The sequence below is a fragment of the Anaerohalosphaeraceae bacterium genome, assembly GCA_037479115.1.
GTDB lineage: Bacteria > Planctomycetota > Phycisphaerae > Sedimentisphaerales > Anaerohalosphaeraceae > JAHDQI01.
The window spans coordinates 17,826-43,169 of the sequence record JBBFLK010000023.1; the positions used below are offsets into that span (position 1 = coordinate 17,826).

At 54.2% G+C, this 25,344-nt stretch carries 17 protein-coding genes, 2 tRNA genes and 2 rRNA genes; 12 read left to right on the plus strand and 9 right to left on the minus strand.

Annotated elements, in window-relative coordinates; all coding sequences use genetic code 11:
• Nucleotides 1-10: 10 nt before the first annotated feature.
• Nucleotides 11-898: a bifunctional methylenetetrahydrofolate dehydrogenase/methenyltetrahydrofolate cyclohydrolase FolD gene (gene folD / locus WHS88_10440; protein MEJ5260597.1), complete on the minus strand. Its 888-nt coding sequence runs from the start codon at nucleotides 896-898 to the stop codon at nucleotides 11-13.
• A 354-nt stretch (nucleotides 899-1,252) separates the two neighbouring features.
• Here folD and WHS88_10445 point away from each other — a divergent pair, with 354 nt between their 5' ends.
• The 4 genes from WHS88_10445 (at nucleotide 1,253) to WHS88_10460 (ending at nucleotide 6,430) form a co-directional block, all read left to right on the plus strand.
• Nucleotides 1,253-2,791, plus strand: coding sequence for a nickel-dependent hydrogenase large subunit (locus WHS88_10445; GenBank protein MEJ5260598.1), 1,539 nt, complete (start codon nucleotides 1,253-1,255; stop codon nucleotides 2,789-2,791).
• Between the two features lie 35 nt (nucleotides 2,792-2,826).
• On the plus strand, nucleotides 2,827-3,792 hold the full coding sequence (locus WHS88_10450; GenBank protein MEJ5260599.1) for a hydrogenase small subunit: 966 nt from the start codon (nucleotides 2,827-2,829) through the stop codon (nucleotides 3,790-3,792).
• 3 nt (nucleotides 3,793-3,795) lie between these two features.
• Nucleotides 3,796-5,418: a methyl-accepting chemotaxis protein gene (locus WHS88_10455; protein MEJ5260600.1), complete on the plus strand. Its 1,623-nt coding sequence runs from the start codon at nucleotides 3,796-3,798 to the stop codon at nucleotides 5,416-5,418.
• Nucleotides 5,419-5,554: 136 nt separating this feature from the next.
• Nucleotides 5,555-6,430, plus strand: a complete 876-nt coding sequence (locus WHS88_10460; protein MEJ5260601.1) for an SMP-30/gluconolactonase/LRE family protein — start codon at nucleotides 5,555-5,557, stop codon at nucleotides 6,428-6,430.
• Between the two features lie 562 nt (nucleotides 6,431-6,992).
• Here the strand turns inward: WHS88_10460 and WHS88_10465 are convergent.
• A complete protein-coding gene (locus tag WHS88_10465; GenBank protein ID MEJ5260602.1) occupies nucleotides 6,993-7,826 on the minus strand; it encodes a glycoside hydrolase family 16 protein in 834 nt (277 codons plus the stop codon).
• Between the two features lie 92 nt (nucleotides 7,827-7,918).
• Here WHS88_10465 and WHS88_10470 point away from each other — a divergent pair, with 92 nt between their 5' ends.
• A complete protein-coding gene (locus WHS88_10470) occupies nucleotides 7,919-8,980 on the plus strand; it encodes a family 43 glycosylhydrolase (GenBank protein MEJ5260603.1) in 1,062 nt (353 codons plus the stop codon).
• A gap of 57 nt (nucleotides 8,981-9,037) precedes the next feature.
• On the opposite strand, the gene rrf is transcribed toward WHS88_10470, so the two are convergent.
• From rrf to WHS88_10495, 5 genes are all read right to left on the minus strand, one after another.
• Nucleotides 9,038-9,145, minus strand: a 5S ribosomal RNA gene (gene rrf / locus WHS88_10475).
• Between the two features lie 127 nt (nucleotides 9,146-9,272).
• Nucleotides 9,273-12,275, minus strand: a 23S ribosomal RNA gene (locus tag WHS88_10480).
• Nucleotides 12,276-12,448: 173 nt separating this feature from the next.
• Nucleotides 12,449-12,521, minus strand: a tRNA-Ala gene (locus tag WHS88_10485).
• Between the two features lie 78 nt (nucleotides 12,522-12,599).
• A tRNA-Ile gene (locus WHS88_10490) sits at nucleotides 12,600-12,673 on the minus strand.
• Nucleotides 12,674-13,078: 405 nt separating this feature from the next.
• Nucleotides 13,079-14,074, minus strand: coding sequence for a bifunctional oligoribonuclease/PAP phosphatase NrnA (locus WHS88_10495; GenBank protein MEJ5260604.1), 996 nt, complete (start codon nucleotides 14,072-14,074; stop codon nucleotides 13,079-13,081).
• Nucleotides 14,075-14,582: 508 nt separating this feature from the next.
• Here WHS88_10495 and WHS88_10500 point away from each other — a divergent pair.
• The 3 genes from WHS88_10500 to WHS88_10510 all read left to right on the plus strand — a co-directional run bounded on the left by WHS88_10500 (nucleotide 14,583) and on the right by WHS88_10510 (nucleotide 17,448).
• Complete coding sequence (locus tag WHS88_10500) at nucleotides 14,583-15,728, plus strand: DNA topoisomerase IV subunit A (GenBank protein ID MEJ5260605.1); 1,146 nt, start codon at nucleotides 14,583-14,585, stop codon at nucleotides 15,726-15,728.
• Between the two features lie 60 nt (nucleotides 15,729-15,788).
• The gene (locus WHS88_10505) at nucleotides 15,789-16,508 is read left to right on the plus strand and encodes a YggS family pyridoxal phosphate-dependent enzyme (GenBank protein ID MEJ5260606.1); all 720 of its coding nucleotides are present in this window, start codon (nucleotides 15,789-15,791) and stop codon (nucleotides 16,506-16,508) included.
• Between the two features lie 136 nt (nucleotides 16,509-16,644).
• Entirely contained in the window at nucleotides 16,645-17,448 is an 804-nt protein-coding gene (locus WHS88_10510) for a PP2C family protein-serine/threonine phosphatase (GenBank protein ID MEJ5260607.1), read from the plus strand.
• 146 nt (nucleotides 17,449-17,594) lie between these two features.
• Here WHS88_10510 and WHS88_10515 read toward each other — a convergent pair whose 3' ends face one another.
• Entirely contained in the window at nucleotides 17,595-19,376 is a 1,782-nt protein-coding gene (locus WHS88_10515; GenBank protein ID MEJ5260608.1) for a C39 family peptidase, read from the minus strand.
• Between the two features lie 223 nt (nucleotides 19,377-19,599).
• Between WHS88_10515 and WHS88_10520 the strand changes: the two genes are divergently transcribed.
• The 4 genes from WHS88_10520 to WHS88_10535 are packed head-to-tail and all read left to right on the plus strand — an operon-like array spanning nucleotide 19,600 to nucleotide 22,969.
• Nucleotides 19,600-20,628 carry a TRAP transporter substrate-binding protein gene (locus tag WHS88_10520; GenBank protein MEJ5260609.1) on the plus strand — a complete coding sequence of 343 codons (1,029 nt, stop codon included), beginning with the start codon at nucleotides 19,600-19,602 and terminating at the stop codon, nucleotides 20,626-20,628.
• 24 nt (nucleotides 20,629-20,652) lie between these two features.
• The gene (locus WHS88_10525; GenBank protein MEJ5260610.1) at nucleotides 20,653-21,150 is read left to right on the plus strand and encodes a TRAP transporter small permease; all 498 of its coding nucleotides are present in this window, start codon (nucleotides 20,653-20,655) and stop codon (nucleotides 21,148-21,150) included.
• Nucleotides 21,147-22,448, plus strand: a complete 1,302-nt coding sequence (locus WHS88_10530; GenBank protein ID MEJ5260611.1) for a TRAP transporter large permease — start codon at nucleotides 21,147-21,149, stop codon at nucleotides 22,446-22,448. Before WHS88_10525 ends, WHS88_10530 begins: the two co-directional genes overlap by 4 nt.
• A gap of 14 nt (nucleotides 22,449-22,462) precedes the next feature.
• On the plus strand, nucleotides 22,463-22,969 hold the full coding sequence (locus tag WHS88_10535) for a universal stress protein (protein MEJ5260612.1): 507 nt from the start codon (nucleotides 22,463-22,465) through the stop codon (nucleotides 22,967-22,969).
• Here WHS88_10535 and WHS88_10540 read toward each other — a convergent pair.
• The gene (locus WHS88_10540; protein ID MEJ5260613.1) at nucleotides 22,956-25,301 is read right to left on the minus strand and encodes a beta-L-arabinofuranosidase domain-containing protein; all 2,346 of its coding nucleotides are present in this window, start codon (nucleotides 25,299-25,301) and stop codon (nucleotides 22,956-22,958) included. The two genes, WHS88_10535 and WHS88_10540, sit on opposite strands and share 14 nt — an antisense overlap.
• Nucleotides 25,302-25,344 lie beyond the last annotated feature (43 nt).

Genomic DNA, 25,344 nt, shown 5'->3' on the forward strand with positions numbered 1-25,344 from the left:
CTCGGGAATCCTACCGGCTCTGGGCGGTCCGTTCTGCGGACTCTACGGTATTGTATAAAAGCATCGTAATTGTCATCGGTCCCACTCCGCCCGGCACCGGCGTAATCATCGACGCCTTCTGTCGCACCGCTTCAAAGTCCACATCGCCGACCAGCCGATAACCGGTTTTGGCCGACGCATCCTCGACCCGATTGACGCCTACGTCAATTACCACCGCTCCTTCCTTAACCATATCGGCCGTAATTGTCCTCGGACGGCCTGCCGCCGCTATCACAATATCCGCCCGACGAACATGCTCAGCCAGATTTCGCGTTTTGGTATGACAAACCGTCACCGTTGCATTTCCCATTCGCCCCTTCTGAATCAGCAGATTGGCCAGCGGCTTGCCCACAATATTGCTCCGTCCTACAATCACCACCTCGGCCCCTTCCAGCACAACCCCGCTTCGCACGAGCATCTGCACAACCCCGTGCGGCGTACACGGCAGGAAACACCGCTGTCCAATCACCATCCGCCCCACATTAACCGGATGAAATCCGTCCACATCCTTTTCCGGACAAATTGCGTTCAAAATCCGCTCCTCATTTATGTGCTTCGGCAAAGGCAGTTGCACCAGAATCCCGTGTATCTTTGGGTCCTGGTTGAATCGTTCAATCAGCCCTAACAGTTCCGACTCCGTCGTAGCGGCAGGCAGCCGATTGTCGCTCGAATAAATCCCGACTTCTTCGCACGCCTTTTCTTTGGCCGTCACATACGATTTGGACGCCGGGTCATCCCCCACCAGAATGACTGCCAGTCCCGGACGAATCCCCCGCTGAGCAAGTCCAGCAATCCGCCCCTTCAGTTCTTCCCGCATTTGAGCCGCTATCTGCCTGCCGTCAAGTATCTTTGCCGCCACGTCTGAGGTCCTCTCCAAACTTCATGAATCTTTTTCCACCAAAGTAAAAAAACTATTCACCTTGTCAACAATCAAAAAGATCTGTTCCTCAAAAAGTCCCATAAAAGAAAATCATACCCAATAAAAACAAGCCGAAAATCAAAAAAAACAGTCACTTAAACAAAAAAACCTCTCCTAATTTCTTTCATAAAACAAATTTATGAACATATAGGAATTTTATATATAACAAAATAGGAATAATTTCCTTTAATCCTATACCGGTCTTTTTCGATTCCTTCCTGCAAGTTTTTGCCTTACGTCCTGGTGAGGTCTCCTCGTAACAAAAAAGGAAGTTCAGGATTAAGGAGCTTCATAATGACACAAACGGTTGTGCTCAGTCCCTTGACACGCATTGAGGGTCATTTGGCCATCCACCTCGAAACCGAAGAAGACTCATCCTCCGGCCAAACCATTATCAAAAAAGCCCAATGCGAGGGCGAAATGTTCCGCGGACTGGAGACCATCCTCCACGGCCGCGACCCGCTGGACGCCCAGCAAATCACCCAGCGTATCTGCGGTGTGTGCCCCATTGCGCACGGCATCGCTTCCGTTATGGCTCAGGAAATGGCCTTCGGCATTGTCCCGACTCGAAACGGACGAATCGCCCAAAACCTGATTTTGGCCGCCGAATATCTGCACTCCCATATCCTGCATTTTTATCATTTGGCCGCTCTGGACTTCGTGGACATCACCGCCATCCTGAAATACAATGGAACCGATCCGACCCTGGTTAATCTGCGAAATTGGGCCAAAAACGCTCTCGACAAAAATCTGGCCTTTCCGGGCGCCCCCTTCCTGCCCCGCCCTGAAACGGACCAATACATCAAAACCGACGAAGCCAACTGGCGGCTGATTGACAGCTATGTCAAAGCCCTGAAAATCCGCACGCTCGCACACGAAATGGCCGCTGTTTTCGGCGCCAAGCTGCCTCATTCTACCTCACTGGTCCCCACCGGCGTCACCGGCGAAGTCACCATCGAACGCGTTCTGGCCTGCAAGTCTCGGCTGGACCAAATCAAAACCTTCATTCATACGGTCTATCTGCCGGACCTTTTTACGGCCGCCGCCGCATTCCCGCAATACTGGGATATTGGGAAAAGTCACGGGAATTTCCTCAGTTACGGCGTCTTCCGGATGGAAGAGAAAACCGGAGAAGCCCTGAACAATTTCCTGCCTTCCGGAGCTGTTATCGGCGGAATTTACCAGCCGCTCGACACGTCAAAAATTCGCGAGTTTGTCGAGCATTCCCGCTACTCCTCCGGCTCGGGTCTTCACCCCTGGCAGGGTACAACGCAGCCGGAGCCTCAAAAGGGCTACAGCTGGATTAAAGCCCCGCGATATGACGGCCAGGTCATGGAAGTCGGGCCGGCCGCTCGACTAATGGTTCTGTGCCTGGGGCCGGGAAATCCCGAAATGAAACAAGATGTTCAAAATGCTCTGAATGCCGCAGGGGTACCCCTCGAAAAAATTAACTCCGTTCTCGGACGCCACCTCGCCCGCGGACTGGAGGCCAAATGGATTGCCGACCAGTGTGAACGCTGGCTGGACGAGCTGGAAATCGGCAAACCGGCCGCAGCGGAATTTGCTCTTCCGGAACAGGGCCGGGGCGTTGGTCTGACAGAGGCCCCCCGCGGAGCACTCGGACACTGGCTGACAATCCGAAACTACAAAATCGAACGCTATCAGTGCATCGTCCCGACGACCTGGAACTGCTCGCCGCGAGACAATCAGGGACGCCCCGGCGCCGTCGAAAAAGCCCTCGAAGGAACCGTCCTGCAGAACCCGGCTGAGCCGATTGAAGCAGGCCGTATCGTCCGTTCCTTCGACCCCTGTATTGCCTGCGCCGTTCATTAAAGCAAAAGGTGTTCGGACTGATAAGGAACAAAACCATGAAAACGGAAATTCCCTTTACCCGACGCGATTTTCTCAAACTCGGAAGTTTTCTGGCCGCTTCCGTCTCCATTCCGGGCAAGTGGGCGGAGATTTTCGCCGCCGGTCTGGAAAAAATGACCTCCCATACACCCGTTGTCTGGATTCAGACGCAATCCTGCACCGGAGATTCCGTCTCACTGCTGAACAGCACAGACCCGGAACCGGCCGACCTGCTGACCCGATACATCACCCTGGTTGTTCATCAGACCCTCGGAGCCGCTCAGGGACAGACCTTTATGAAAGCGCTGGATGATGCCGCCTTTCTGAACGGATACCTCCTGGTCATCGAAGGGTCGATTCCGCTCGGAATGCCGCAGGCCTGTCTGATTGGCGGCAGACCCGCAGAGGAGATTCTTGTGAAATTAATCCCAAAAGCCAAGGCCGTTGTCGCCGTCGGCACGTGTTCGGCCTTCGGCGGCATTCCTGCCGCAGAAGGCAATCCGACCGGCTCCGGCAGTGTTCAGGATTTGATGAACAAGCATCATCTCAGCTGGAAAAGAAAACTCGTCAACTGCCCCAGCTGCCCCCCCCATCCCAAACCCATCATCGGCACACTGGCCTATCTGGCCGCCAAAGGATATCCCGAGGTGGACGAAGTGCTGCTGACTCCCAGATTCTTCTACGGCACGTCCACACATGACCAGTGCCCGCGCTATCATGACTACGAGCGAAAAATCTTCTCCAGACATTTTGGAGACCCGCACGGCTGCCTGTTCAAGCTCGGCTGTCTGGGGCCTCTGACCCGTACAGAATGTCCGCATCGGCAGTGGAACGGCGGCGTCAACTGGTGCATCCGGGCCTCCGCCCCCTGTATCGGATGCAGCTCACCGCATTTTGCCAAAAAGAAAAATTTCCCCTTCTACCGCCTCGGCGAAAAACACCATTCCGTAGAGTACACCGAAAAGGACCGAAAAGGAGTCTAAACCATGAAGATGTTTCGACTGACTCTCTTTGGAAAAATGCTTTTGATTACGCTGCTGCCGTTTGTGCTGCTGGCCCTGATTCTTCAGAGCATCAATTACGCCCTTACACGAAAAAATCTCTCGGCACTGGTCAGCCAGTTTGAACAGTCTCTGAACCAAATCAGCGAACAGTCTATCGGTGAAATGACCGCCCTGAGCGAAGCCGCCGCCAAAGACCTCCTTCAGGAAATCTTCATCGCCGTAGGCAGCTCCCTTCAGCCCGGCGAAGGGGCCAAATTCCTCGACCTGGCCAAAAAGCAAAGCCAGCTCGAACAGGTCAATGAATTCTCCTTCTACGGCCCCGACGGTCGGCTGGAACTGTCTTCCAATCCAAATACCGATAAACAAATCATCCCCGCCGACGTGCTTCGGCAGGCCCTCCAAAAGCGGGAGGTCGTCATTCAGGGGCTCGAACAAAATGCTCAAACCCTTCGATTCTACATGCCGTTGTTTCTCGACGCCGATATGGCCCGGATGAATCCCACAATGGAAATCGGACAGTTTTACGGAATGCTGTTTGTGGAAATGAAAAAAGACCGAATCCTCCGCAGCATTGCCTCCCAGAAAGAAACCATCGAGAAGGCCGTCACTGAATCTGAACAAAGCAATCAGCGGATTCTCGCCAGGAGCCTTTGGTTCAGTATCATTATTGTCGGCCTGTTTTTGCTGCTGGTTTCGGCAGTCCTTGTACCGCTTGCGGCCGGAACCATCATTCGGCCTCTTCGAAAAGCCGTGGAAGCCAACCGCACCATTTCGGAGTATCTTTCCTCCGCCGCCGTACAGTTTACTTCCGCCTCGAAAAGTATTGCCAAAGGCGCTTCGGAACAGGCCGCCGCTCTGACCCAGACGAGCTCCAGTCTCGAACAAATCACGGCCATGACCAAGACCAATGCCCAGCACGCTCAGGAAGCCAACCGTCTGGCCGAAGAAGCCCGGCAGAATACCGAAAAAGGACGCCGTGCCATCGAAACCATGAACAATGCCATTGAAAACATCCAGAAAAGTTCGGAGGGAACCGCAAAAATCATCAAGGTTATCGATGAAATTGCCTTCCAGACCAACCTTTTGGCCCTGAATGCCGCCGTAGAGGCCGCCCGGGCCGGTGAGGCCGGAAAGGGATTTGCCGTTGTCGCCGAAGAAGTCCGCAACCTGGCCATGCGGAGCGCCGAAGCCGCGAAAAATACCGCTGCTCTCATTGAAGAAGCCGTCAACCAGGCAAAAAACGGTGTCGGGATTGTCGGTCAGGTCCGGCAGACTCTCTCTGAAATCGAAACCAGCGTCGTCAAAACCGCCCAAATCATTCACGAAATTGCTCAGGCCAGCGACGAGCAGGCCAAGGGCGTCGAGCAGATTTTTACCGCCATCAATCAGATGGACCAAATCACTCAGCAAAATGCCGCAAGCGCTGAACAGTCCGCCAGTTCTTCGATGGAACTGGAACACCAGGCCGGGCGTCTTCAGCAGACCGTCTTTGACCTGCTGGCCCTGCTCGACCGCTCCGTCGAAGGACACATCCCTGTCGGGACCTCTGAAAGGACATCCGCAGTTCCTGCCGCCCATCCCAAACCGGTCAGGACAACCGTCTAATTGAATCTCCCCTTGGCAGGCGGCTGTTTGTTCGCCCTGTGCGGCCGCCTGCTCCTTTTTTATTACTCTGCCAAAAATCCCTTTCTTGCTTCAGAACCTCTCGGTATAATGGGCAAAAAGGGAAAGGAGATATAAAATGAGGACATTTATTCTTTTCTTTATCAGCATTTTCACCGCCGGTCAGCCGGAATCTGCAATCTCCCCTGTTCGACCCTCCGCTGTGCCCCAAAAAATTGCCGGCGGTTTTCAATTCACCGAAGGCATCACCGCCGACCCAAACGGCACGCTCTATTTTTCCGACATCCCAGCCGGTCTGATTTACCGAATCTCTCCCGATGGGACCCTCTCCAAATATATCGAAACCAACCGTTCCAACGGCCTTCAGGTTGCTCCGGACGGTTCGCTGATTGTCTGCGAATCCGCCGGCCCCCGGCGTCTCCTGCGAATTGACCGCCAAAAAAATATCCTCACCCTGGCCGACGGCTATAACGGCAAAAAATTCAACAGCCCCAACGACTGCTGGCTCGACCCCAAAGGCGGCGTTTACATGACCGACCCCCGATACGGCAGCCGTGACGATATGCAGCAGGACGGCGAGCACGTCTATTACATCACCCCGGACCGACGGGTTATCCGTGTGATTGACGACATGATACGTCCAAACGGACTCATCGGAACCCCCGACGGAACTCTTCTCTACGTGGCCGACCATGCCGCCGGCAAAACCTGGCTCTATGACATCCAAAAAGACGGCACTCTCGCCAACAAGCGGCTTTTTTGCTCCGACGGCTCCGATGGGATGACCCTCGACAGCCGCGGAAACGTCTATCTGACCTGGCGTCGGCAGGTCAAAATCTATGCCCCCGATGGGCAGCTTCTCGATACGATTGACCTGCCCGAGAGTCCCACCAATGTCTGCATCGGCGGCCCTGAGCGGCAAACCCTTTACATCAACACCCCATCCTCTGTGTACGCGATCGACTTAATCACAAAGGCCGTCGGAACCAACTGAACCTCTGGAACCGACCGAATCTGTCTAAAGGTGTGTCAGGCAAAATCCCTGTCACTCCCGCGCATCCCCCTACATTCCCGCGCATCCCCCCGTCGTTCCGATGCATCCTCCGTCATTCCCGCGCATCCCCCCGTCGTTCCGACGCATCCTCCGTCATTCCCGCGAAGGCGGGAATCCAGCCTTCCCGCGACCTGTCCTTCGAAGCTTCAGCGAAGAAGGAAGGCGAAAATCCAGACCTTTTTTGGTTCGACGAAGCGCCTGCCCCCTTTTCCCCGGGCTTACGCCCGGGGCTATTTCCCTCGCCAAGCCCCTGTCGTTCCGACGCATCCTCCGTCATTCCCGCGAAGGCGGGAATCCAGCCTTCCCGCGACCTGTCCTTCGAAGCTTCAGCGAAGAAGGAAGGCGAAAATCCAGACCTTTTTTGGTTCGACGAAGCGCCTGCCCCCTTTTCCCCGGGCTTACGCCCGGGGCTATTTCCCTCGCCAAGCCCCTGTCGTTCCGACGCATCCTCCGTCATTCCCGCGAAGGCGGAAATCCAGGCCTTTCTATTTTGTTCGATGCTCTAAGGCTTCTTCTGATACACCCGCACATAATCAATCTCAAAGCGGGCCGGAAAGTCTGTCCCTGAAGGGTCGCCGCCCTGTGTGCCGCCGATGGCTAAATTCAGCAAAATATAGTGCGGCTCATGAAACGGATTTGCCCCCTGCCCGTCCTGATTGATGGTTTTAGACAGGTCAATCTCGTTGAGCAGGATATCATCCACATACAGCCGGATAAACTGTTCATCCCAGTCCATCCGCCAGATGTGAAACTTTTCCGACCAGTCCGGGTCGCCGAACTCTTCCAGGGGCTTTTTCAGGTCATCCCACGCCGGCCGTCCGCCTCCGCCGTCCCAGCAGGCATTCGCCAGCAGCATCCCCCGATAATATTCCATAATGTCGATTTCACCGCAGCCCGGCCAGCCGCGGGCAAATCCGAGCGTCCAAAACGCCGGCCACAGCCCCGCACGGGTATCAATCCGCCCCCGCATCACAAACCGCCCGAATTTCCACGAATGCTTCCCCGCGGTCTTAACACAAGCAGAGGTATATTCCGCATACTCCCGATTCCGCCGCCAGGACCGGCTGTCCGAGCTGTAATTCGGATTCCTGACCCGCTCCCGCCTGCCCTCAATAATCAGCATTCCCCCTTCACAGAAGGCGTTTTCCGGCTGATACCACTGGAGCTCCTCATTCCGAACAAACCCAATCTCATACGTCCAGTTATTCGGGTCCGGCCTGCCGTCTTTTTCGAACTCATCCGCCCAAACCAGCACATATCCGTCCGACGTTTCGGCTTCGGCCGCAGCCGATGCCGCCAACAACCATCCTGCTGTAAACACCAGCAATTGTTTCATTGCAACCTCCCATCTTTTTACTGAAAACGACTTTGTAAAAACCAGTTTAGCAACTACAATGGATCCCGGCAAAACCTTTTCGGAGTCCAAAAATGAAACAGCCAGCAATTTCTGCCGCCTCTCTTCAAATCTTGCTTTTACCCCCTCTCTTTCTGCTGCTCATCTGGCCCAGCCTTTCCTGTGCCGACGTGCCGGACCGAGAGCCCGTTATGCTCGAACTGGAGGGAGATTTGAATGTCCACGACCCGGTTCTAATCAAGGAAAAAGACACATACTACCTGTTTTGCACCGGAGGAAACCGCCGAACCGGCTATGTCCCTATCCGCTGCTCCAAAGACCTTCGGCACTGGCAGCTGCGCGGTTATGTCTTCGAAACCCTTCCCGAATGGGCCCCCATCGAAATCCCCGGAACCCGCGGCGTTTGGGCACCCGATATTTCCCATTTTAACGGCAGATACCATCTCTATTACTCCATTTCCACCTTCGGCAAGAACAACTCCGCTATCGGCCTGGCCACGAACAAGACCCTCGACCCAAACAGCCCGGATTACCGATGGGAGGACCACGGAATGGTTATCCGCTCTACAGAAGGCAAAGACGACTGGAACGCCATCGACGCCAACATCGTCATCGAAGATGAAAAAAATATCTGGATTTGCTGGGGCAGTTTCTGGAGCGGCATTCAGATGCGCAAAATCGACCCCGCCACCGGCAAACTGTCCGCAGAACATACCGCTCACTACACACTCGCAAGCCGACCCAGAAAAGCAGGACACACGACCCCGCCCGTCGAAGGGGCTGTCGAAGCTCCCTTCATTGTTCGCCGAAACGGCTTCTGGTACCTGTTTGTCTCCTTTGACCTCTGCTGCCGCGGGACCGAAAGCACCTACAACATCGTTGTCGGCCGTGCTGAAAAAGTCACCGGCCCTTATTGCGACCGCGAAGGTGTCCCGATGCTCGAGGGCGGCGGCACCCAGGTCATCAAGGCAACCACAGAGAACTGGAAAGGCCCCGGCCACTGCGCCGTGTTCCGGGAAGGCGACCAGGACTACCTGGTCTTCCACGCTTATCATGGACAGACCGGAAGACCTTATTTGAAAATCTCCACGATGGAATGGAAAGACGGCTGGCCTGTGGTCGCCCCCCTGCCGTAAATGGATTCTTCAGCGCAAAAGGAAAGGCCCGCCGGATATCTCCGACGGGCCTCATAAACCTGGCAATCACCTACTTTCGCCCCGAAGGACTATCATCGGCCGGACGGGCTTAGCTTCTGAGTTCGGAATGGGATCAGGCGTTTCCCCGTCCGCATGGTCACCAGGAGTTCGTGAATCGGCACATCCCGTTCGGGACCTGCCGAAATTCTCGTACCTTGTAAAAAAGCAGATTGGTTCAATCCAGCGCCGTTTCCAACCTTCAGCGAAACGTCCACACAACCGACCGATTGATATGGTCAAGTGATCGACCGTTAGTACCGGTTAGCTGAGCGGATTTCTCCGCTTACACACCCGGCCTATCAACCTGGTAGTCTTCCAGGGGTCTCTCGGACCCGAAGGTCCATGGAATCCTTATCTTGGGGTTGGCTTCCCGCTTAGATGCTTTCAGCGGTTATCCGTTCCCGACTTAGCTACCCGGCGGTGCAGCTAGCGCTACAGCCGGTACACCAGAGGTCAGTGCTTCCAAGTCCTCTCGTACTAAAGAAACATCCCCTCAAGATTCCTGCGCCCACGGCAGATAGGGACCGACCTGGCTCACGCCGGTCTGAACCCAGCTCGCGTACCACTTTAATCGGCGAACAGCCGAACCCTTGGGACCGACTTCAGCCCCAGGATGTGATGGGCCGACATCGAGGTGCCAAACCGCCTCGCCGCTATGAACGCTCGGAGGCGATCAGCCTGTTATCCCCGGAGTACCTTTTATCTGATGAGCGATGGCCTTTCCACACAGAACCACCGGATCACTAAGTCCTGCTTTCGCATCTGCTCGACCTATCAGTCTCACAGTTAAGCACCCTTCTACCTTTGCGCTCAACGCGTGATTGCCAACCACGCTGAGGGTACCTTTGAACTCCTCCGTTACCTTTTAGGAGGAGACCGCCCCAGTCAAACTGCCCACCTAGCACTGTTCCATGCCCGGATTCACGGGTCACGGTTAGGCGACTAACATAGCAAGGGTGGTATTTCAACGTCGGCTCTGCGATGCCCGGAAGCACCGCTTCACAGCCTCCCACCTATCCTACGCATGATATGCCAGGCGTCAATACCAGGCTACAGTAAAGGTTCACGGGGTCTTTCCGTCTTGCCGCGGGTCTGTAGTATCTTCACTACAAGTACAATTTCACCGAGTCTGTCCTTGAGACACTGCTCCAGTCGTTACGCCGTTCATGCACGTCGGAACTTACCCGACAAGGAACTTCGCTACCTTAGGACCGTCATAGTTACGGCCGCCGTTTACCGGGGCTTCAGTTAGGAGCTTCACCCCCCGAAGGGAGCTAACCCATCCCCTTAACCTTCCGGCACCGAGCAGGCGTCATTCTCTATACATCCACTTTAACGTGTTCGCAGAGAACTGTGTTTTTGGTAAACAGTCGCCAGAGCCGATTCACTGCGCCCTCGGCATGCTGCTATCGAAATAACAGCACCCGGAGGGACCCCTTTTCGCGAACTTACGGGGTCAAATTGCCTAGTTCCTTAAGGACAGTTTTCTCGAGCGCCTGAGGATACTCTCCTCACCTACCTGTGTCAGTTTTAGTACGGTCATGCTGTCTTCATCCTTAGGAAGCTCTTTCTCGGCACCTTTTCGGGTCACTTCGGCATCGAAAACGGCCTCGTCCTTGCGGAACCCGCACTACTGCCCGCGGGATGACCGGAGAAAGATGCGTCACTTCCGTCGTCCGACAACATGGTGCAGGAATATTAACCTGCTGCCCATCGTCTACGCCTTTCGGCCTGGACTAAGGGGCCGACTAACCCTGGGCGGATTTACCTTCCCCAGGAAACCTTAGGTTTTCGGCGAGCAGGATTCTCACCTGCTTTATCGTTACTCATGCCGGCATAATCACTAGCAGCCGCTCCACGGCTCGTTTCCGTACCGCTTCGACGCTGACTGCTACGCTCTCCTACCACCCGCTTGCGCGGATCCGCAGCTTCGGTTTTCGGCTTATTCCCGTTTATTATCGGCACCCAACTGCTCGATCAGTAAGCTATTACGCACTTTTTAAATGGTGGCTGCTTCTAAGCCAACATCCTGATTGTCACAGCAATCGGACTTCCTTAGTAACTTAGCACGAAATTCGGGACCTTAGCTGGCGGTCTGGGTTCTTGCCCTCTCGACCATGAAGGTTATCCCCCACAGACTGACTCCCGGGCTGTACCTGCTGGTATTCGGAGTTTGGTAGAGGTAAGTAGGCGGGTAGCCCCTTATCCTCAATCAGTAGCTCTACCCCCAGCAGGGACCACTCGAGGCTAGCCCTAAAGCTATTTCGGAGAGAACGAGCTATCTCCACGTTTGATTAGACTTTTACTCCTCTCCACAGCTCATCCCATAACTTTTCAACGTTAACGGGTTCGGTCGTCCAGGGATTTTTACATCCCCTTCCACCTGGCCATGGATTGATCACGTGGTTTCGCGTCTACTGCCTGCGACTGAACGCCCTATTCAGACTCGCTTTCGCTGCGGCTACGCACCTGAAGTGCTTAACCTGGCCGCAAACAGTAACTCGCCGGCTCATTATGCGAAAGGCACGCAGTCACCCGTTTCCCGCACCTACTTTGAACCCCTCGGATTTTCGGTCCGCCGTCTATTCGACACGACGACTGCCAAATCCCTCCGGATGCAAAGTAGGTACGGGACATAGGGCTCCTACTGCTTGTAAGTGTATGGTTTCAGGTCCTTTTCACACCCCTCGTAGGGGTCCTTTTCATCTTTCGCTCGCGCTACTTTTCCACTATCGGTTGTCGAGGAGTACTTAGCCTTGGAGGGTGGGCCCCCCGGCTTCACACGGAGTTCCACGAGCTCCGTGCTACTCTGGTACGCCGAACGTAACGGAGGACATCAGCTTTTGCATACAGGACTATCACCTTCTGTGGTCGGACTTTCCAGACCGTTTTGCTGGCTGTGTCTTTGTAACTCCTGATCGGCGCCCGCAACCCCGAGAAGCAAGCTTCTCGGTTTGGGCTCATCCGCTTTCGCTCGCCGCTACTAACGGAGTCTCGGTTGATTTCCTTTCCTGCAGGTACTAAGATGTTTCAGTTCCCTGCGTTCGCTTCACATGGCCTATGCATTCAGCCATGGATGACGGATGACGGTTGCCCGTTTCCGTCGGGTTTCCCCATTCGGACATCCCGGGATTAACGGATGCTCGGCTCCTGCCCCGGGCTTATCGCAGCCTGCCACGTCCTTCATCGCCTCTCGACACCAAGACATCCCCCATACACTCTTAGTAACTTGACCATATCAATCCGCGATTGCATGGCCTTTCGCCGACGGCACATTGCTGTGCCGTACAGGTTGGTCTTGACGCTTGAGTGGTGAATGAAACGAATGTTTCATTTCCCACGATTGAACCAATCTGCACTTGTCAAAGAGCTTTATCAGCTCGGCCCTTCGGGCCGACTCTGAACCATTGGAGACGATGGGACTCGAACCCACGACTTCCGGCTTGCAAAGCCGGCGCTCTCCCAGCTGAGCTACGTCCCCGGACCCTTCGGCTCAAATCCCTGCTTTTCCCCTGCAGGAGTTCGGCCTTGTGTGCTTCCCTGACCGAAGGCCAAGGAATGGGCCCGGGAAGACTTGAACTTCCGACCTCACGCTTATCAGGCGTGCGCTCTAACCAGCTGAGCTACGAGCCCGACAGGTAGCCGCACCGGACAGCAAGACATTTGTCCTGAAGAACCAGTCGGCTCTCAACACTCAACCATCGTCTATTCGTTTCTTAAAGAGCAATAAAAAATGCCGCTGCCCATCTTTATCAGCGACATTTGCTGAGAACCAGAAGTCTAACGACTTCCGATGAGCAGTCAAGTACAAAATCTTTTTTTTCGATTTTTTTTCAAAACTGCTATGCCGCTCTGTGTTTTCATCACATTGCCCGTTCCTCACTCCAGAAATGTAAGTGTACCGGCAACGAAAAAAACGTCAACAAGATTTTTTAAAAATTTTTTCATTTTCTTTCGGTCATCAAAAAATATCGGCGAAAACGCACGAGGGGTTTTATCCAAGTATCGAAAAAAGGCCTCTTTACAAAACCCGACCCTCTATCTCCGCAACTGGGCGGCAATTTCCTGAACCATCCGCTCCTTGGCCGCTTCCAGCGGCCCTTCCAGCGTTACGCCCGCCGCCAGGGTGTGCCCGCCGCCCCCATATTTTTGAGCAATCACCCGCACATCGACATGTCCCTTGCTGCGGAGCGAACAGCGAAACCGCCCGTCGGAAAGCTCCACCAGCAGAAATGCCGCCTCCACCGTCTTGAGCCGCTGGCACTCATCAATCAGATTTTCCGTATCCGGCCCTTTTGCCCCCGTCTGCTCAAAATCTCTGCGCAAAATGTACTGCGAAGCAATCCGCTCCTGTTCATGCAATTCCAGATGCTCGAGCATGCGAACCATCAGCCGCAGCCGAGCCGGCGTAAAACTCTGATACATCAGCCGGTACAGCTCATCCGGCCGAGCACCCGCCTCAATCAGCTCCGCCGCTGTGCGGAAAATCCGGCTGTCAGCATTTCCAAAGCGAAACCAGCCCGTATCCGAGGAAATCGCCGCAAAAACCGCCTCCGCTGCAGAAGCCGTAATGGGCCAGCCGGCCGCCTTAAACAAATCAAACACAATTTCTCCGGCCGCCGCCGCTTGCGAATCCAGCAGCTGCACATCCCCTAAACCATCCCCCGTAATATGATGGTCTATCACCAGTACGTTCTTTTTCGAACGCTCCGCAAGCCACCCTTCAAGTCCCGGCAGCTGGATGATGCTGTTCGTATCCACCACAATTGCCAAATCCGTCTCTGACCACGGCTTTGACGCCAGCTCCTCCGGCCTCAAATCATTTCCCAAGACCGGCACCTTTTCTCCAAACAGCTCCGCATACCACGAAGCCGGCGGCGACAGCAGAAGCGGATACACCTGTTTGCCCAGACGCCGCAGCGCCTCCATCAAAGCACGCATGCACCCGCAGGCATCTCCATCCGGGCGGATATGACTGGTAACGACGATTTGGCGGGAGTTGTCTATCAGCTGTATGGCCTTTTGGAAATCCATCTCTTTCCTTCCTTGTGACTGAATCTTTCTTGCGGCTGTTTTTCCCGTAAAATTGCCCGATAGAAATCAGAAAATCCAACAAAAAACCGGAACAGAGAAAAGAAAACGCAATGTGGACCCTTCTTGTCCTGTAAGAGTGTGGCCTTCTCGGGGAAAAATCCGGACAAAATACGCGATAACTCTCTATAAAGAAAGAACTTAGATGAATTCTCTTCCCCAAAATCCGTTCGTTGCGCAAAAAATTGGCGAGGATGTGGGTCCGTCTGGGGGGGAAAACGGATGACCACTTAGCCTCGCCGAGGACTATGGTCAAATTGCTTTTCGCAACTTAACTTCCTTCACTTCTTATATCGGAACTTTTCGGTTCTGTCAAGAACCAATTTTTAAAATTTTTCTTTTCCTTTCCCCTGTTCGGCTTTCCTCATAAGTCCTTTCATTCTTGCAAGCAACTGCCTTTTCGCATAAAGTATCCGTCATCAGACAAAACAACATCAGGAGAAAAAATAAAATGGCCCATAGTTCGTCCAAAAAAGCGGCTCCCCAGCCCTCAGAAAAAAAGCAAAAAACCGCCGCTAATCCGCCGGTCCTTCGGCGGATTATCGCCAATGCGCGCGAAGTCTATGAAAAAATCGAAAAAAACCAAAAGCCGACCATGAGCACCCCCATCCGCTCCCTGGCCAACGTCAAATACATCCCGCAGAAAGGCCATTTTGAGATGGTCGGCAAGACCAAACGCCGTACCCTCACCGTCAGCACCGTCAAGACTTTTGCCCAGACCCTCAAAATGATGGCCCTCTCCAAAGAGCTCATTGAAACCGATGACATGGCCACCAAACGAGAGGCCTACTACATCTCCAAAAACTGGGGCAAAGCCGGTTTTGATGAGCAGCCCGAATCCGACACCATCATGGACGACATCGAAGCCATGTTCGGCGTCAACCGCGAACAGCTCAAGTTCGTTCCTGAAGAAAAAGGCGGCGATGTCGCCGGACGTCTGTTCGTTATTGACAAAGATGCGCAGGGCCGCAAACTCCGCATCGACTGCACCAAGTTCGGCTCCGGCGCCTACTCCATTCCCGTCGCCGTTGAAGACCTGCAATTCGAAAGCAAAGCCAAGTTTATCCTGGCCATCGAAACCGCCGGTATGTTCCAGCGTCTGGTCAAGTACGACTACTGGGACAAGGCCGACTGCATCCTCGTCAGCATGGGCGGTGTCCCGACGCGGGCGGCACGCCGCTTTATCCGCCGGCTCAGCGATGAGCTGAAAATTCCCGTGTATGCCTTTGTGGACGGCGACCCGTACGGCTACTTCAACATCTATCGAACGCTCAAGGTCGGCTCCGGAAACGCCGCCCATCTGAATGAGTTTTTCTGCGTCCCGCAGGCCACCTTTTTGGGCGTTACGCCGCAGGACATCAAAGACTATCAGCTGCCGACGCATCCGCTCAAAGACGTGGATATCAAACGCGCCAAGGACGCCCTGAAGAACGACCCCTTCGTCAAGCATCACAAGCCCTGGCAAATCGCCATCAATCAGATGCTCAGCATGGGCGTGCGTGTCGAGCAGCAGGCCTTCGCCAAACACGGCCTGGACTTTGTCGTCAATGAATATCTGCCGGCAAAACTCAAGGATCCTTCTCGGTTTCTGCCTTGAAATCACCGGAAAAAATGGAAACAATAATGTTGCGTTGAATTCGTCGGGTCATCGGCTGTTATGGGTAGCATTGCAGAACGCATTCAGACCATTCAGAAAAATATCGAAGCGGCCTGCCGCCGGAGCGGACGCGACCCCGAACAAATCCAGCTGATCCTCGTGACCAAAACCGCCTCCATGGCCGCCATTCAGGAAGTCATCCGGCTCGGTTTTACCGACCTGGGCGAAAACCGCGTCCAGCACCTCAAGCAGATCGCGGATGAAGTGGATGCCTTTCTTAAGCAGCAGGCGGACAATCCGTCTTTCCCCAAACAGGTCCGCTGGCACATGATCGGCCACCTCCAGCGCAACAAGGTCAAACAGACCCTGCAAATCTGCAATTACATCCATTCCGTTGATACCCTTCGCCTGGCCGAAGAAATCAACACCGTCGCCGCCAAACTCGACCACCATCCCAACGTCCTCCTTCAGGTCAACTGTTCCGAAGAGCCCCAGAAATATGGCGCCCCTGTCGGTGCGGCCGTCCATCTGGCCGAACAGATTGCCTCCATGCCCAACCTGCGTCTTATCGGACTGATGACGATGGCCCCCCTGACAATGAACAAAGAAATTGTCCGGGCCTGCTTTGCCCGCTGCCGCGAAATTTTCGAAGAAATCCGCGCCGAAAACATCGGCGGAGCCAAATTCAAACATTTAAGCATGGGAATGAGCCAGGATTACGAAATCGCAGTCGAGGAAGGCGCTACCATCCTCCGCATCGGCTCGGCCGTCTTTGCTTAATGAAACCCAAAAACGTCCGATAATCCTCTTTTGCAACCTATGTTTGCCTATTTTAAACCTTCTCCCTTAAGCATATTCACAAATTGGACGATAAAATAGGCAAAGCCAAAAGACAAACCTCAAAAACAGGGGTATTATGACCCAGAAAATTGGCCGGATTTCGGAAACGGAAATCCCTCAAAACAATCAGAACACGCTGTCGCCGGACATTACCGAACAGCTGGAAATGGCCGGCCGAGTCCAGCGGAACTTTCTGCCGTCCCGGCTTCCGAATACGGAACATTTTCATTTTGCCGCTCTTTTCAGACCCGCCGAATGGGTCTCCGGCGATATTTACGACGCCCGACGTCTGGATGAAACACACATCGGCTTTTATATCGCTGATGCCGTCGGCCACTCGATGCCCGCCGCCCTGCTGACCATTTTCATCAAACAATCGATGGTCATGCGGCAGACCTACGAACACAGCTGGCAGATTTTCCCGCCCAAACAGGTCATCAGCAACCTGAACCTGAAAATGATTGAGCAGGAACTCCAGGGGTGTCTGTTTTCAACCGCCTGCTACTTTTTGCTGAACTGTGAGACCTTCGAAGCCCGATGGACCCGGGCCGGACACCCTTATCCGATCCTTATCCGGAATGGAAAACCCAAACTTCTCGAATCTCGAGGAGGCCTGCTCGGTGTCTTCGAACAAACACAGTTTGAGGAAAAAAGCATCCAGCTGTGCCCGGGCGATAAACTGCTGCTTTATTCCGACGGAGCCGAACCACTCATCGGCATCGGCAAAGATGCAGAATTCAGTTTTCATTTCTCCTTTCTGGACTTATGTCGCCTGCCTGTTGATGAGCTGATTGCCGCCCTTGACCATCTAGCTGACACCTTCAAATCCGCCCCCGGGCAAAAAGATGACATCACCGCTCTGGCCCTCCAGGTCCTTTAAACCGTCCCCCGCCGGCCCCAGAGAAAATCACTGCTTTTCCGTTCTCTTTTATAAGCAACAGGTATTTGCTGAACAGCGAAAAGCCGCCGGTCCAGACGGAACTCTTTTCTGACCACCACTCTTTTATATAATTCCGGCATCAATTCTCAGGGGGCAGGAGGCGCATCTAACTGAATGCGGATTGTACCAGACGGCTGCACAGTCGTCTTTTTGGATTGGACATCAAGAATGCGGCAGTAAATCCAGCCCTCTGCATCAGCAAACCGCTTGATTTTTGACAAAATCCGCGGTTCCAAAACCAGATAATTGACATTCCTGGGCAGCGCAATCGCCGTTTGAAGCTTTCGATCAGTAAACTGGTCATCGCGGCAGAATACCAGCCGAAGGGGTCCGGCCTGTGCGGGTGCAGACCATAGGAACCCAAGATTATATCCGGGAGGATTCCGAAAGCCGTCGTTAGGAGCAGCCAGAGCAATCGCCAGCGGTTCCCATTCAAAGACAGAGGTGTCAGACACATGGGAACCATTGACCACACGCCAGGACAGCTTACGGTCACCGTCATCTTTCGGCAGGGCTTGAAGCCACATCGTCTTGTTGACAAACATCTGTGTCTGGCGTGCTTTTGCCCTGAAACGGACAATCGACCTGCGGTCGGAAAAATCTCCTTTCATCGCCAGTTCAAGAACCGACCCCGTCGTCCAGTCCAGCGGTTGAGTCCAACGAAACAGGGCTGTGCCGCCGCTGATATCCTTTTCCTCACCGGGGGAATCCTCCAAGAGAGCAATCCAGGACATCCCGTCTGTCAACTCCGCCGTCCCCTGCCAAAACTGCTCCGTCAGAGCCGCGATGGTACGAAGAACATCGGGCACAGCATTCCAATCCGGATTCTCGCGGATGGAACTCCACAAATCAGCAATCTGCTCATACAAATCGGCCAAATCTTCATAGCCGGCTGAATCCAGCCACTGTGCCATCAGTGCGGTCATTTCGGCCTTGCGGTCGCGGAAATTCTGACTCAAAATGGATGGGCCGTTCTGAGGAGCCGACTCAATCGCATTTGCCGCTTTATAAAGAGCCTCCGGCCCGTTAGTTCCGCGAAAGGCAAGATGTTTCAGTATCTGAGCAGAGGACGCACGAACCGGTCCCCAGTCCTCATCCAAATAGAATAGATAATAGGGTCCGAAACGGAGGTTTCTGTCATTTTGATTGAGCATTCCGCCGTTGTACCAGGCAGCCAGGAACGTCTCCCAGCTGAGCGGAACACCCAGGCCGTCTTTCTGCCCATCCTCATCCACATCATTCGCCCGCGTCGGGTCGTTGTCGGCAAAGTAAACATACTCATCATCATATCCGTGGACAATCACATAATGACTCGTGGCGCCCCGGTTCCAATCTTGCCAAAATGGATAATATACCCCCGCTTCATCTGCAACATACTGAAAATCCAGATGAACCTGCACCGGCCGACCGCTGTCAAGAACTTGTTTCAGCCGGGCAACCGCCTCTCCCTCCGATTTAAAAAGCGTTACAGACCGAGCCTGGGCCTGTATCGAAGGCCCGGCACCCCCGCCCCGTAAGTACCCGATGTGATAAACCAGGCCCGATAACTGATAAAGGTCGAGCGACTGCCCCGAAAAGAGTCGAACGCGTGTATTGTAAATATAGGCGTGGGGGTCCACCATCCACATCCCGCCCGGGCCCTGAACCCAGGCATACTCGGAACAGAATCCGCTCATAGTCATCAGCTCCTCCATAGTGGAACTGTTGTCGGAGCAGTGAATCAGCTGGCCGACACTGGCCAGATAGCAGATCCCGCCTGGATAGGCCTTGTCCTGTAAAACAGATACATTCAGAATGTTGGCTCGAAGGGAAAAACAAACCCCAAAAATCCCAAACAAAACAACCATCCATTTTTTATCCGGTTTCATTTTTCCTCCTAATCAATCAGGGACTCTTCAGAAAATATCTCCACTTTTTTCGACAGTTTCCAGCCAGAAACTTGAAAACAAAGCCGTCCATTCGAAAAAAGTTAGGCAGTTTTTTTTTGAAAAAAAGCAAGTTGGCGATATACTGCGGCGAGAAATATCCGGTCCCCAATATGCCGGGGCCAAATGAAAGAATTGAAAAGAATGGATTTAGGAGGCAAGTATTATGAGACGAACTGTTTGGGCCGCAGTCTTAGCACTGACAGCAGGAGGGCTGATTTGTTTCGGCTGCGGAAAAAGAGACGCAGACCGAAAAACCATCGAATTAACCTACAGTATCTTCTTTCCTTCCACCCATATTCAGTGCATTGCCGCACAGGAATGGGCGGATGAAATCGCCAAACAAAGCGGCGGCCGGGTGAAAATTACAATCTATCCGGCCGGAACACTCAGCAAAGCCGACCAGTGCTATGCAGGAGTAGTCAGCGGGATTTCCGATATCGGAATGAGCTGCTTTGCCTATACACGCGGGCGGTTTCCGCTTCTGGAGGGACTTGATTTGCCGCTCGGTTATCCGGACGGGATAACCGCGACACGAATCGCCAATGAACTGGCGGCCAAATATCAGCCTGCCGAACTGGCGGATGTAAAACTGCTCTATGTCCACGCACACGGCCCCGGAATCCTGGCCTCCAAAAAGCCGGTCAAAACGCTGGAGGATGTCAAAGGGCTCAAGATTCGCGCAACCGGACTGTCTTCGAAAATCGCCGCCTGCCTGGGAGGGGTGCCGGTGGCAATGAGTCAGGGAGAAACCTACGAAGCCCTCCAGAAAGGGGTCGTAGAAGCAACGCTCTGTCCGGTGGAAACGCTGAAGGGCTGGAAGCAGGGGGAAGTGATTTCATCCGTAACCAACAGCCGCGCAATCGGTTATACGACGGCGATGTTTGTCGTCATGAACAAAAATAAATGGGAATCTCTTCCGGAAGATATCCAAAAAATTTTCACGGAGGTAAGCCGACGGTGGATCGAACGCCACGGACAGGCCTGGGATAAGGCCGATGAGGACGGCTGGGCCTATGTCCGCCAGCTGAACCGGGAGATTATCGAATTGAGCCCCGAACAGCAGGAAGCATGGAAAAAGGCGGTCGAGCCTATTATCCAGGAATATATTGCAGCCGCAGGCGAAAAGGGGCTGCCGGGCAAAGAGCTGATTGAGGACATCCGAAAATTGATTGACCAGGCCCAGACCAAATAAAAAAAGGCCAATCAGAAAGAGGCAATGCAGCGGTGGATTGCAGAATATGAGCGGATGCTTCGGGCGGCCGTGCTTGGGCTGGCGGGCGTGTCCGGGTTGTCGGTTTTGGTTATGACGGCCGTAACGGTCGCAGATGTGCTCCTGCGGAAAACCCCCTGGGCGTTTGCCGGAGCGTATGACCTTGTAAAGATTCTGGGGGCGATTGCCATTTCCGCCGCCCTGCCCTACACTACAGCCGTCAAAGGACATGTAGCTATCGAGTTTTTCTACCACAAACTTGGACGAACAGGCCGGCTGATTCTGGATGTTTTTCTTCGCGTCTTATCCATCGGCCTTCTAAGTCTTGCTGTTCGAGAATGCATCCAATACGGACAGATGCTGCAGCAGACCGGACAGGTTTCTCAAACGCTGCAGATGCCGATTTTCTGGCTGCCCTACTTTTTTGCGGGCTGTCTGGCTGTGATGATTCTGGTAAAAATTTATCATATGACCCACCCGGGAAAGGTGCTGCTGAAACCGTGAGTCCTTTTCAGATTGGTCTTGTAGGCTGTGTTTGTCTTCTGGTGCTGCTGTCCAGCAGCATGCCGGTGGCGATTGCCATGATGCTGGTGGGAACGGCAGGGTTTGCGGCGGTGGTTTCCCCGTCGGCGGCAATGAGCATGCTCACAGCCGAACTCTATGACACCTTTACCTCCTATTCACTGACGGTCATTCCTCTGTTTGTGCTGATGGGCCAGGCGGCCTTTCATTCCGGCATCAGCCGACGGCTCTTCCAAACGGCGTATCACTGGATGGGGCACTGGCCCGGCGGAATGGCCATTTCGACTATTGGGGCCTGCACGGCCTTCGGAGCAATTTGCGGCTCCGGGCCGGCCACCGCCGCCACGATGGCTTCCGTTGTTCTGCCCGAGATGAAACGGTTCCGGTATGATATGGAGCTGGCCACCGGAGCCGTAGCCGCCGGAGGCAGTTTAGGAATGCTGATTCCGCCCTCAGTGGTTTTCATCGTCTATGCAATCCTCACGGAACAATCGATTGGAAAACTTTTTATGGCCGGAATCGGACCGGGAATCCTGATTGCTGTACTTTTCTGTCTGACGATTTGGATTCTCTGCAGACGCAGGCCCCATCTCGGACCCGCAGGGCCCCGGGTTCCTCTGAAAGAAAAAATCCGCTCTCTGTTCGGAATTTCTGAGACCATTGTGCTTTTTTTGGGCGTAATCGGCGGGATGTTTGCAGGGCTTTTTACACCTACGGAGGCCGCCGCCGTTGGAGCAGCCGGGGCCATTCTGATCGCGGCTTTTCAGAAGAAACTAACCTTCACAATGCTGAACCGGTCCCTGCGGGAAACCGTGCGAACCTCCTGCATGGTCATGTTCATCGTCACGGGAGCCGTCATTTTCGGACGGTTTCTGGCCATTACCCGCATTCCTTATGAACTGGCATCATTCCTGGCCTCCCTGCCCCTGCCGGGCTGGGCAATTATGGCCTTGATTATCCTCTTCTACCTGTTTGCCGGCTGTTTTGTCGATGCGCTGGGACTGATTATGCTCACAATTCCGATTTTCTATCCGGTGGTTGTTCAGCTCGGATTTGACCCCATCTGGTTCGGGGTCATTATTGTAGTCGTCACCCAGATGGGGGTTATCTCCCCGCCCGTCGGCGTCAACGTTTATGTCGTCGGCGGAATCGAACGGGATGTACCTCTTCAGACGATCTTTCGCGGGGCGATGCCTTTTTTGGCAGCTCTGGTTATCGCGGCGATCCTGCTGATGTGTTTCCCGCAAATCGCCCTGTTTCTGCCTAATCTAACGCAGTAAAGGAGCCGGCAAATATGGAACCGGAAAAACCGCAAGGCCTGTTTGAAAAGATTCTGTTCTGCACGGATTTTTCCTCCAATGCGGACTTTGCCTTTTCCTATGCTCTGAATCTGGCAAAGATGAACCCAAACAGCACGCTTTATCTGCTTCACGTTGTGCCGGAATCGGACGCCCAGTTCTGGAAAAACTATATCTACGAAATTGAAAATGTGGACCAGAAAGCCAAACAAGACATTGAAGAGCGTCTGGACCGGACCTATCGGGCCAAAGTACCCGCAGAGATTCGTTTTGAACCGATTTTCCGAATCGGCCGTGAAAGCCAGGAAATTCTGGCGGTGGCACAAGAAAAACAGGTTGACCTGATTGTGATGGGACGGCACAGTCAGGGGTCCCTGCAGAAGATGTTTTTTGGAAACATCACGGAAAAAGTGGCCCGACAGGCCCCCTGTGCCGTGCTGATTGTCCCGTTATCTTATCAGGAAATGCTTCGAAAAACGCCCGGTCGTTTCAGCGGCGAATAACCCGGCAGCCGAACACGCCGCCGGCAATGTGCTGCGGATGCGCCTGGAAGCGGATTTTTACCTTTTCCTTCCCTTTCGTCAGCTCTTCCGGAATCGGATACACCACATCATAAAACTGGTTTGGCTTGTCCATTCCGAGGGTCTGAGTGGCAATTTTCGTCCCGTCCACCAGAATATCAAAACGGCGGGGACCGCTCTCAGAACCCCAGTACGTCACCACCAAATCCATCGGTGCATCCGGCAGGACCTTCATATCAAAGGCAAACCAGCCGCCGTTGCGGGCATCCCGCCACCGCCGGTCACTGTGGATGCCGGTATAGGTGTTCTCCCCTTCGAGATTGTGGTCCCGCTCCGGCTGCATTTCACCGATGCGAAGGACATCCACCGTTCGGGCTTCCATTTCCTGACGGCGCTTCAGTTCGGCCTCATACTCCGCCTGACGCTGCTTCCACTGCTCCGGCGTAAAAAGGTCCAGATAGACGGTATATTTCTCCTCGACAATCTGCCAGTGCGGACGGAAGAGCAAATCCTGCGGTTCCGGACTGCCCAGAACATATCCGAGCCGTTTGGCCTCAAACGTCAGCGGCTCCCGGCCCGATGGTTTCAGCGAAGCCAAAACGGCCTTCGGTTCGCCGATAAGAACCGGCACGGGTCGGTCCCCGTCGAGGTCCGCCGCCAGCAGAATCGGACCATACAAGAAAGCAATCCGATTGGGATTATCCGGCATCGACTCGGTCCGCAAGGTCATCGGCAGCTCCAGCCGAATCGCATCGCCGCTGCGGAACTGGGCGGAAACAGGAATATACCCATCGGAATCAGCCGCCGCAGACAGACTTTTGTCATTCAGAAAAACCTGTATGTCCCTACACCAGTAGGGCTTGCGGATGCGAATGGTCATCGAAACCGGCTCCGACGCCGTGAAAACCAAACGGCTTTGCGGGTCAAACGGAAAGGTCGTTTCCTGACGAACCGACAGATTCTTTTCCGGCCAGCTCAGCTCAGAAGCAATGAAAAGGTTGACATAGAGGGTTCGGCCGTCCGCACTGCGGCTGTAGATAGACTCGGGATACTTGACATGATTTTCCATTCCAGTGCCGACACAGCACCAGAAATCATCAAACGGACGCGAGAAATGCTTGCGGGCGGGCATATCCAGAAAGCCCTTGTACTTGAACATCCCCGTCTTCGGATGCTGATGAGCCAGAATGTGGTTATAGAGAGCCCGCTCATAATAATCCATCGTCTCGGCTTTCGGCTCCCACGCAAACAGGTGGCGCGTCAGTTTGAGCATATTGTAGGTGTTGCACGTTTCGGTGGTGTCGTGCATCCGGTCGCTGAGTCGTCCGGGCGGCCCGAAATATTCGCCGGAACTGTTGCCGCCGTTGACATACGAGTGATAATGGACGACGCGGTCCCAGAAAAAGGAAGCAATCGTTTTGAATTTGTCCTCTTTGGTCAGCTCATAAATGCGAGCCGCCCCGATGACTTTGGGAATCTGGGTGTTGGCGTGCAGACCGGCCAGACGGTCTTCCCGGGCAGCCAGCGGCTCGAGGACATAGCGGTGATAAAACTTTTTGGACAATTCGAGGTACTTGCTGTCGCCGGTCAGGGCATAAAGGTCGGCCAGAACCTCATTCATCCCGCCGTGCTCGCAGGCCAGCATCTTCTGCCAGTCTTCATCCGTCAGGTCGGCGGTGATTTGGTCCGCCCAGTCGGCCAGTTTGGTCAGCACCGTAAGGGCCTTGCGGTTGCCGCAGTACAGATAGACATCGCGAAGCCCCGCCATCTGCTTATGGAGGGTGTACCAGGGAACCCAAAGTCCGTTCAGGTCAAAACCGGCGGAGCGGATTTGCCCGCGAGCAATCTCCTCAAAAACCTTTTTGCCGTTGGGAATCGCCGCTACATAGCCGTCGCCGTGCCTGCGCTGACAAAGGGCCAGCTCATCGACGATATATTCGACCCGCTCGAGGATTTGCGGGTCCTGCTCATTGGCATACAGCAGGGCACAGGCGGACAAATAGTGTCCGAGCGAGTGACCCGCAATGGTCTGGGACTCCCAGCCGCCGTACACAGGGGCCTTGGGCTCCAATCCCGCCTCCTTGCGAAACCAGGCCAGCAGCCGGTCAGGCTCCAGCGAAAGCAGGTAGGCCTTATCGAGTTCCATCGCATGTCGGAAAGGCCCCGGCAGAAGACGGACTTGCGAAAGCGGGAAATCCTCCGCCTGAATCGGAACCATCAGACGAACCCGATACGGCAAATCCCCTGATTGCGCCGCAGCCGTACTCAAAACCATAGCCGACACTATCAGCTCCGCAAGTGTTTTGGTCAACATCCTGCACCCTTTCTTCTCTTCAAAACAGTCCGTTGTTTGGAGC

Excerpts from the sequence above, each read along its gene's own strand:
- WHS88_10445 (MEJ5260598.1), top strand. The coding sequence starts at position 1,253 with ATGACACAAACGGTTGTGCTCAGTCCCTTGACACGCATTGAGGGTCAT.
- WHS88_10450 (MEJ5260599.1), top strand. The coding sequence starts at position 2,827 with ATGAAAACGGAAATTCCCTTTACCCGACGCGATTTTCTCAAACTCGGA.
- WHS88_10455 (MEJ5260600.1), top strand. The coding sequence starts at position 3,796 with ATGAAGATGTTTCGACTGACTCTCTTTGGAAAAATGCTTTTGATTACG.
- WHS88_10460 (MEJ5260601.1), top strand. The coding sequence starts at position 5,555 with ATGAGGACATTTATTCTTTTCTTTATCAGCATTTTCACCGCCGGTCAG.
- WHS88_10465 (MEJ5260602.1), bottom strand. The coding sequence starts at position 7,826 with ATGAAACAATTGCTGGTGTTTACAGCAGGATGGTTGTTGGCGGCATCG.
- WHS88_10470 (MEJ5260603.1), top strand. The coding sequence starts at position 7,919 with ATGAAACAGCCAGCAATTTCTGCCGCCTCTCTTCAAATCTTGCTTTTA.
- WHS88_10495 (MEJ5260604.1), bottom strand. The coding sequence starts at position 14,074 with ATGGATTTCCAAAAGGCCATACAGCTGATAGACAACTCCCGCCAAATC.
- WHS88_10500 (MEJ5260605.1), top strand. The coding sequence starts at position 14,583 with ATGGCCCATAGTTCGTCCAAAAAAGCGGCTCCCCAGCCCTCAGAAAAA.
- WHS88_10505 (MEJ5260606.1), top strand. The coding sequence starts at position 15,789 with ATGGGTAGCATTGCAGAACGCATTCAGACCATTCAGAAAAATATCGAA.
- WHS88_10510 (MEJ5260607.1), top strand. The coding sequence starts at position 16,645 with ATGACCCAGAAAATTGGCCGGATTTCGGAAACGGAAATCCCTCAAAAC.
- WHS88_10515 (MEJ5260608.1), bottom strand. The coding sequence starts at position 19,376 with ATGAAACCGGATAAAAAATGGATGGTTGTTTTGTTTGGGATTTTTGGG.
- WHS88_10520 (MEJ5260609.1), top strand. The coding sequence starts at position 19,600 with ATGAGACGAACTGTTTGGGCCGCAGTCTTAGCACTGACAGCAGGAGGG.
- WHS88_10525 (MEJ5260610.1), top strand. The coding sequence starts at position 20,653 with ATGCAGCGGTGGATTGCAGAATATGAGCGGATGCTTCGGGCGGCCGTG.
- WHS88_10535 (MEJ5260612.1), top strand. The coding sequence starts at position 22,463 with ATGGAACCGGAAAAACCGCAAGGCCTGTTTGAAAAGATTCTGTTCTGC.
- WHS88_10540 (MEJ5260613.1), bottom strand. The coding sequence starts at position 25,301 with ATGTTGACCAAAACACTTGCGGAGCTGATAGTGTCGGCTATGGTTTTG.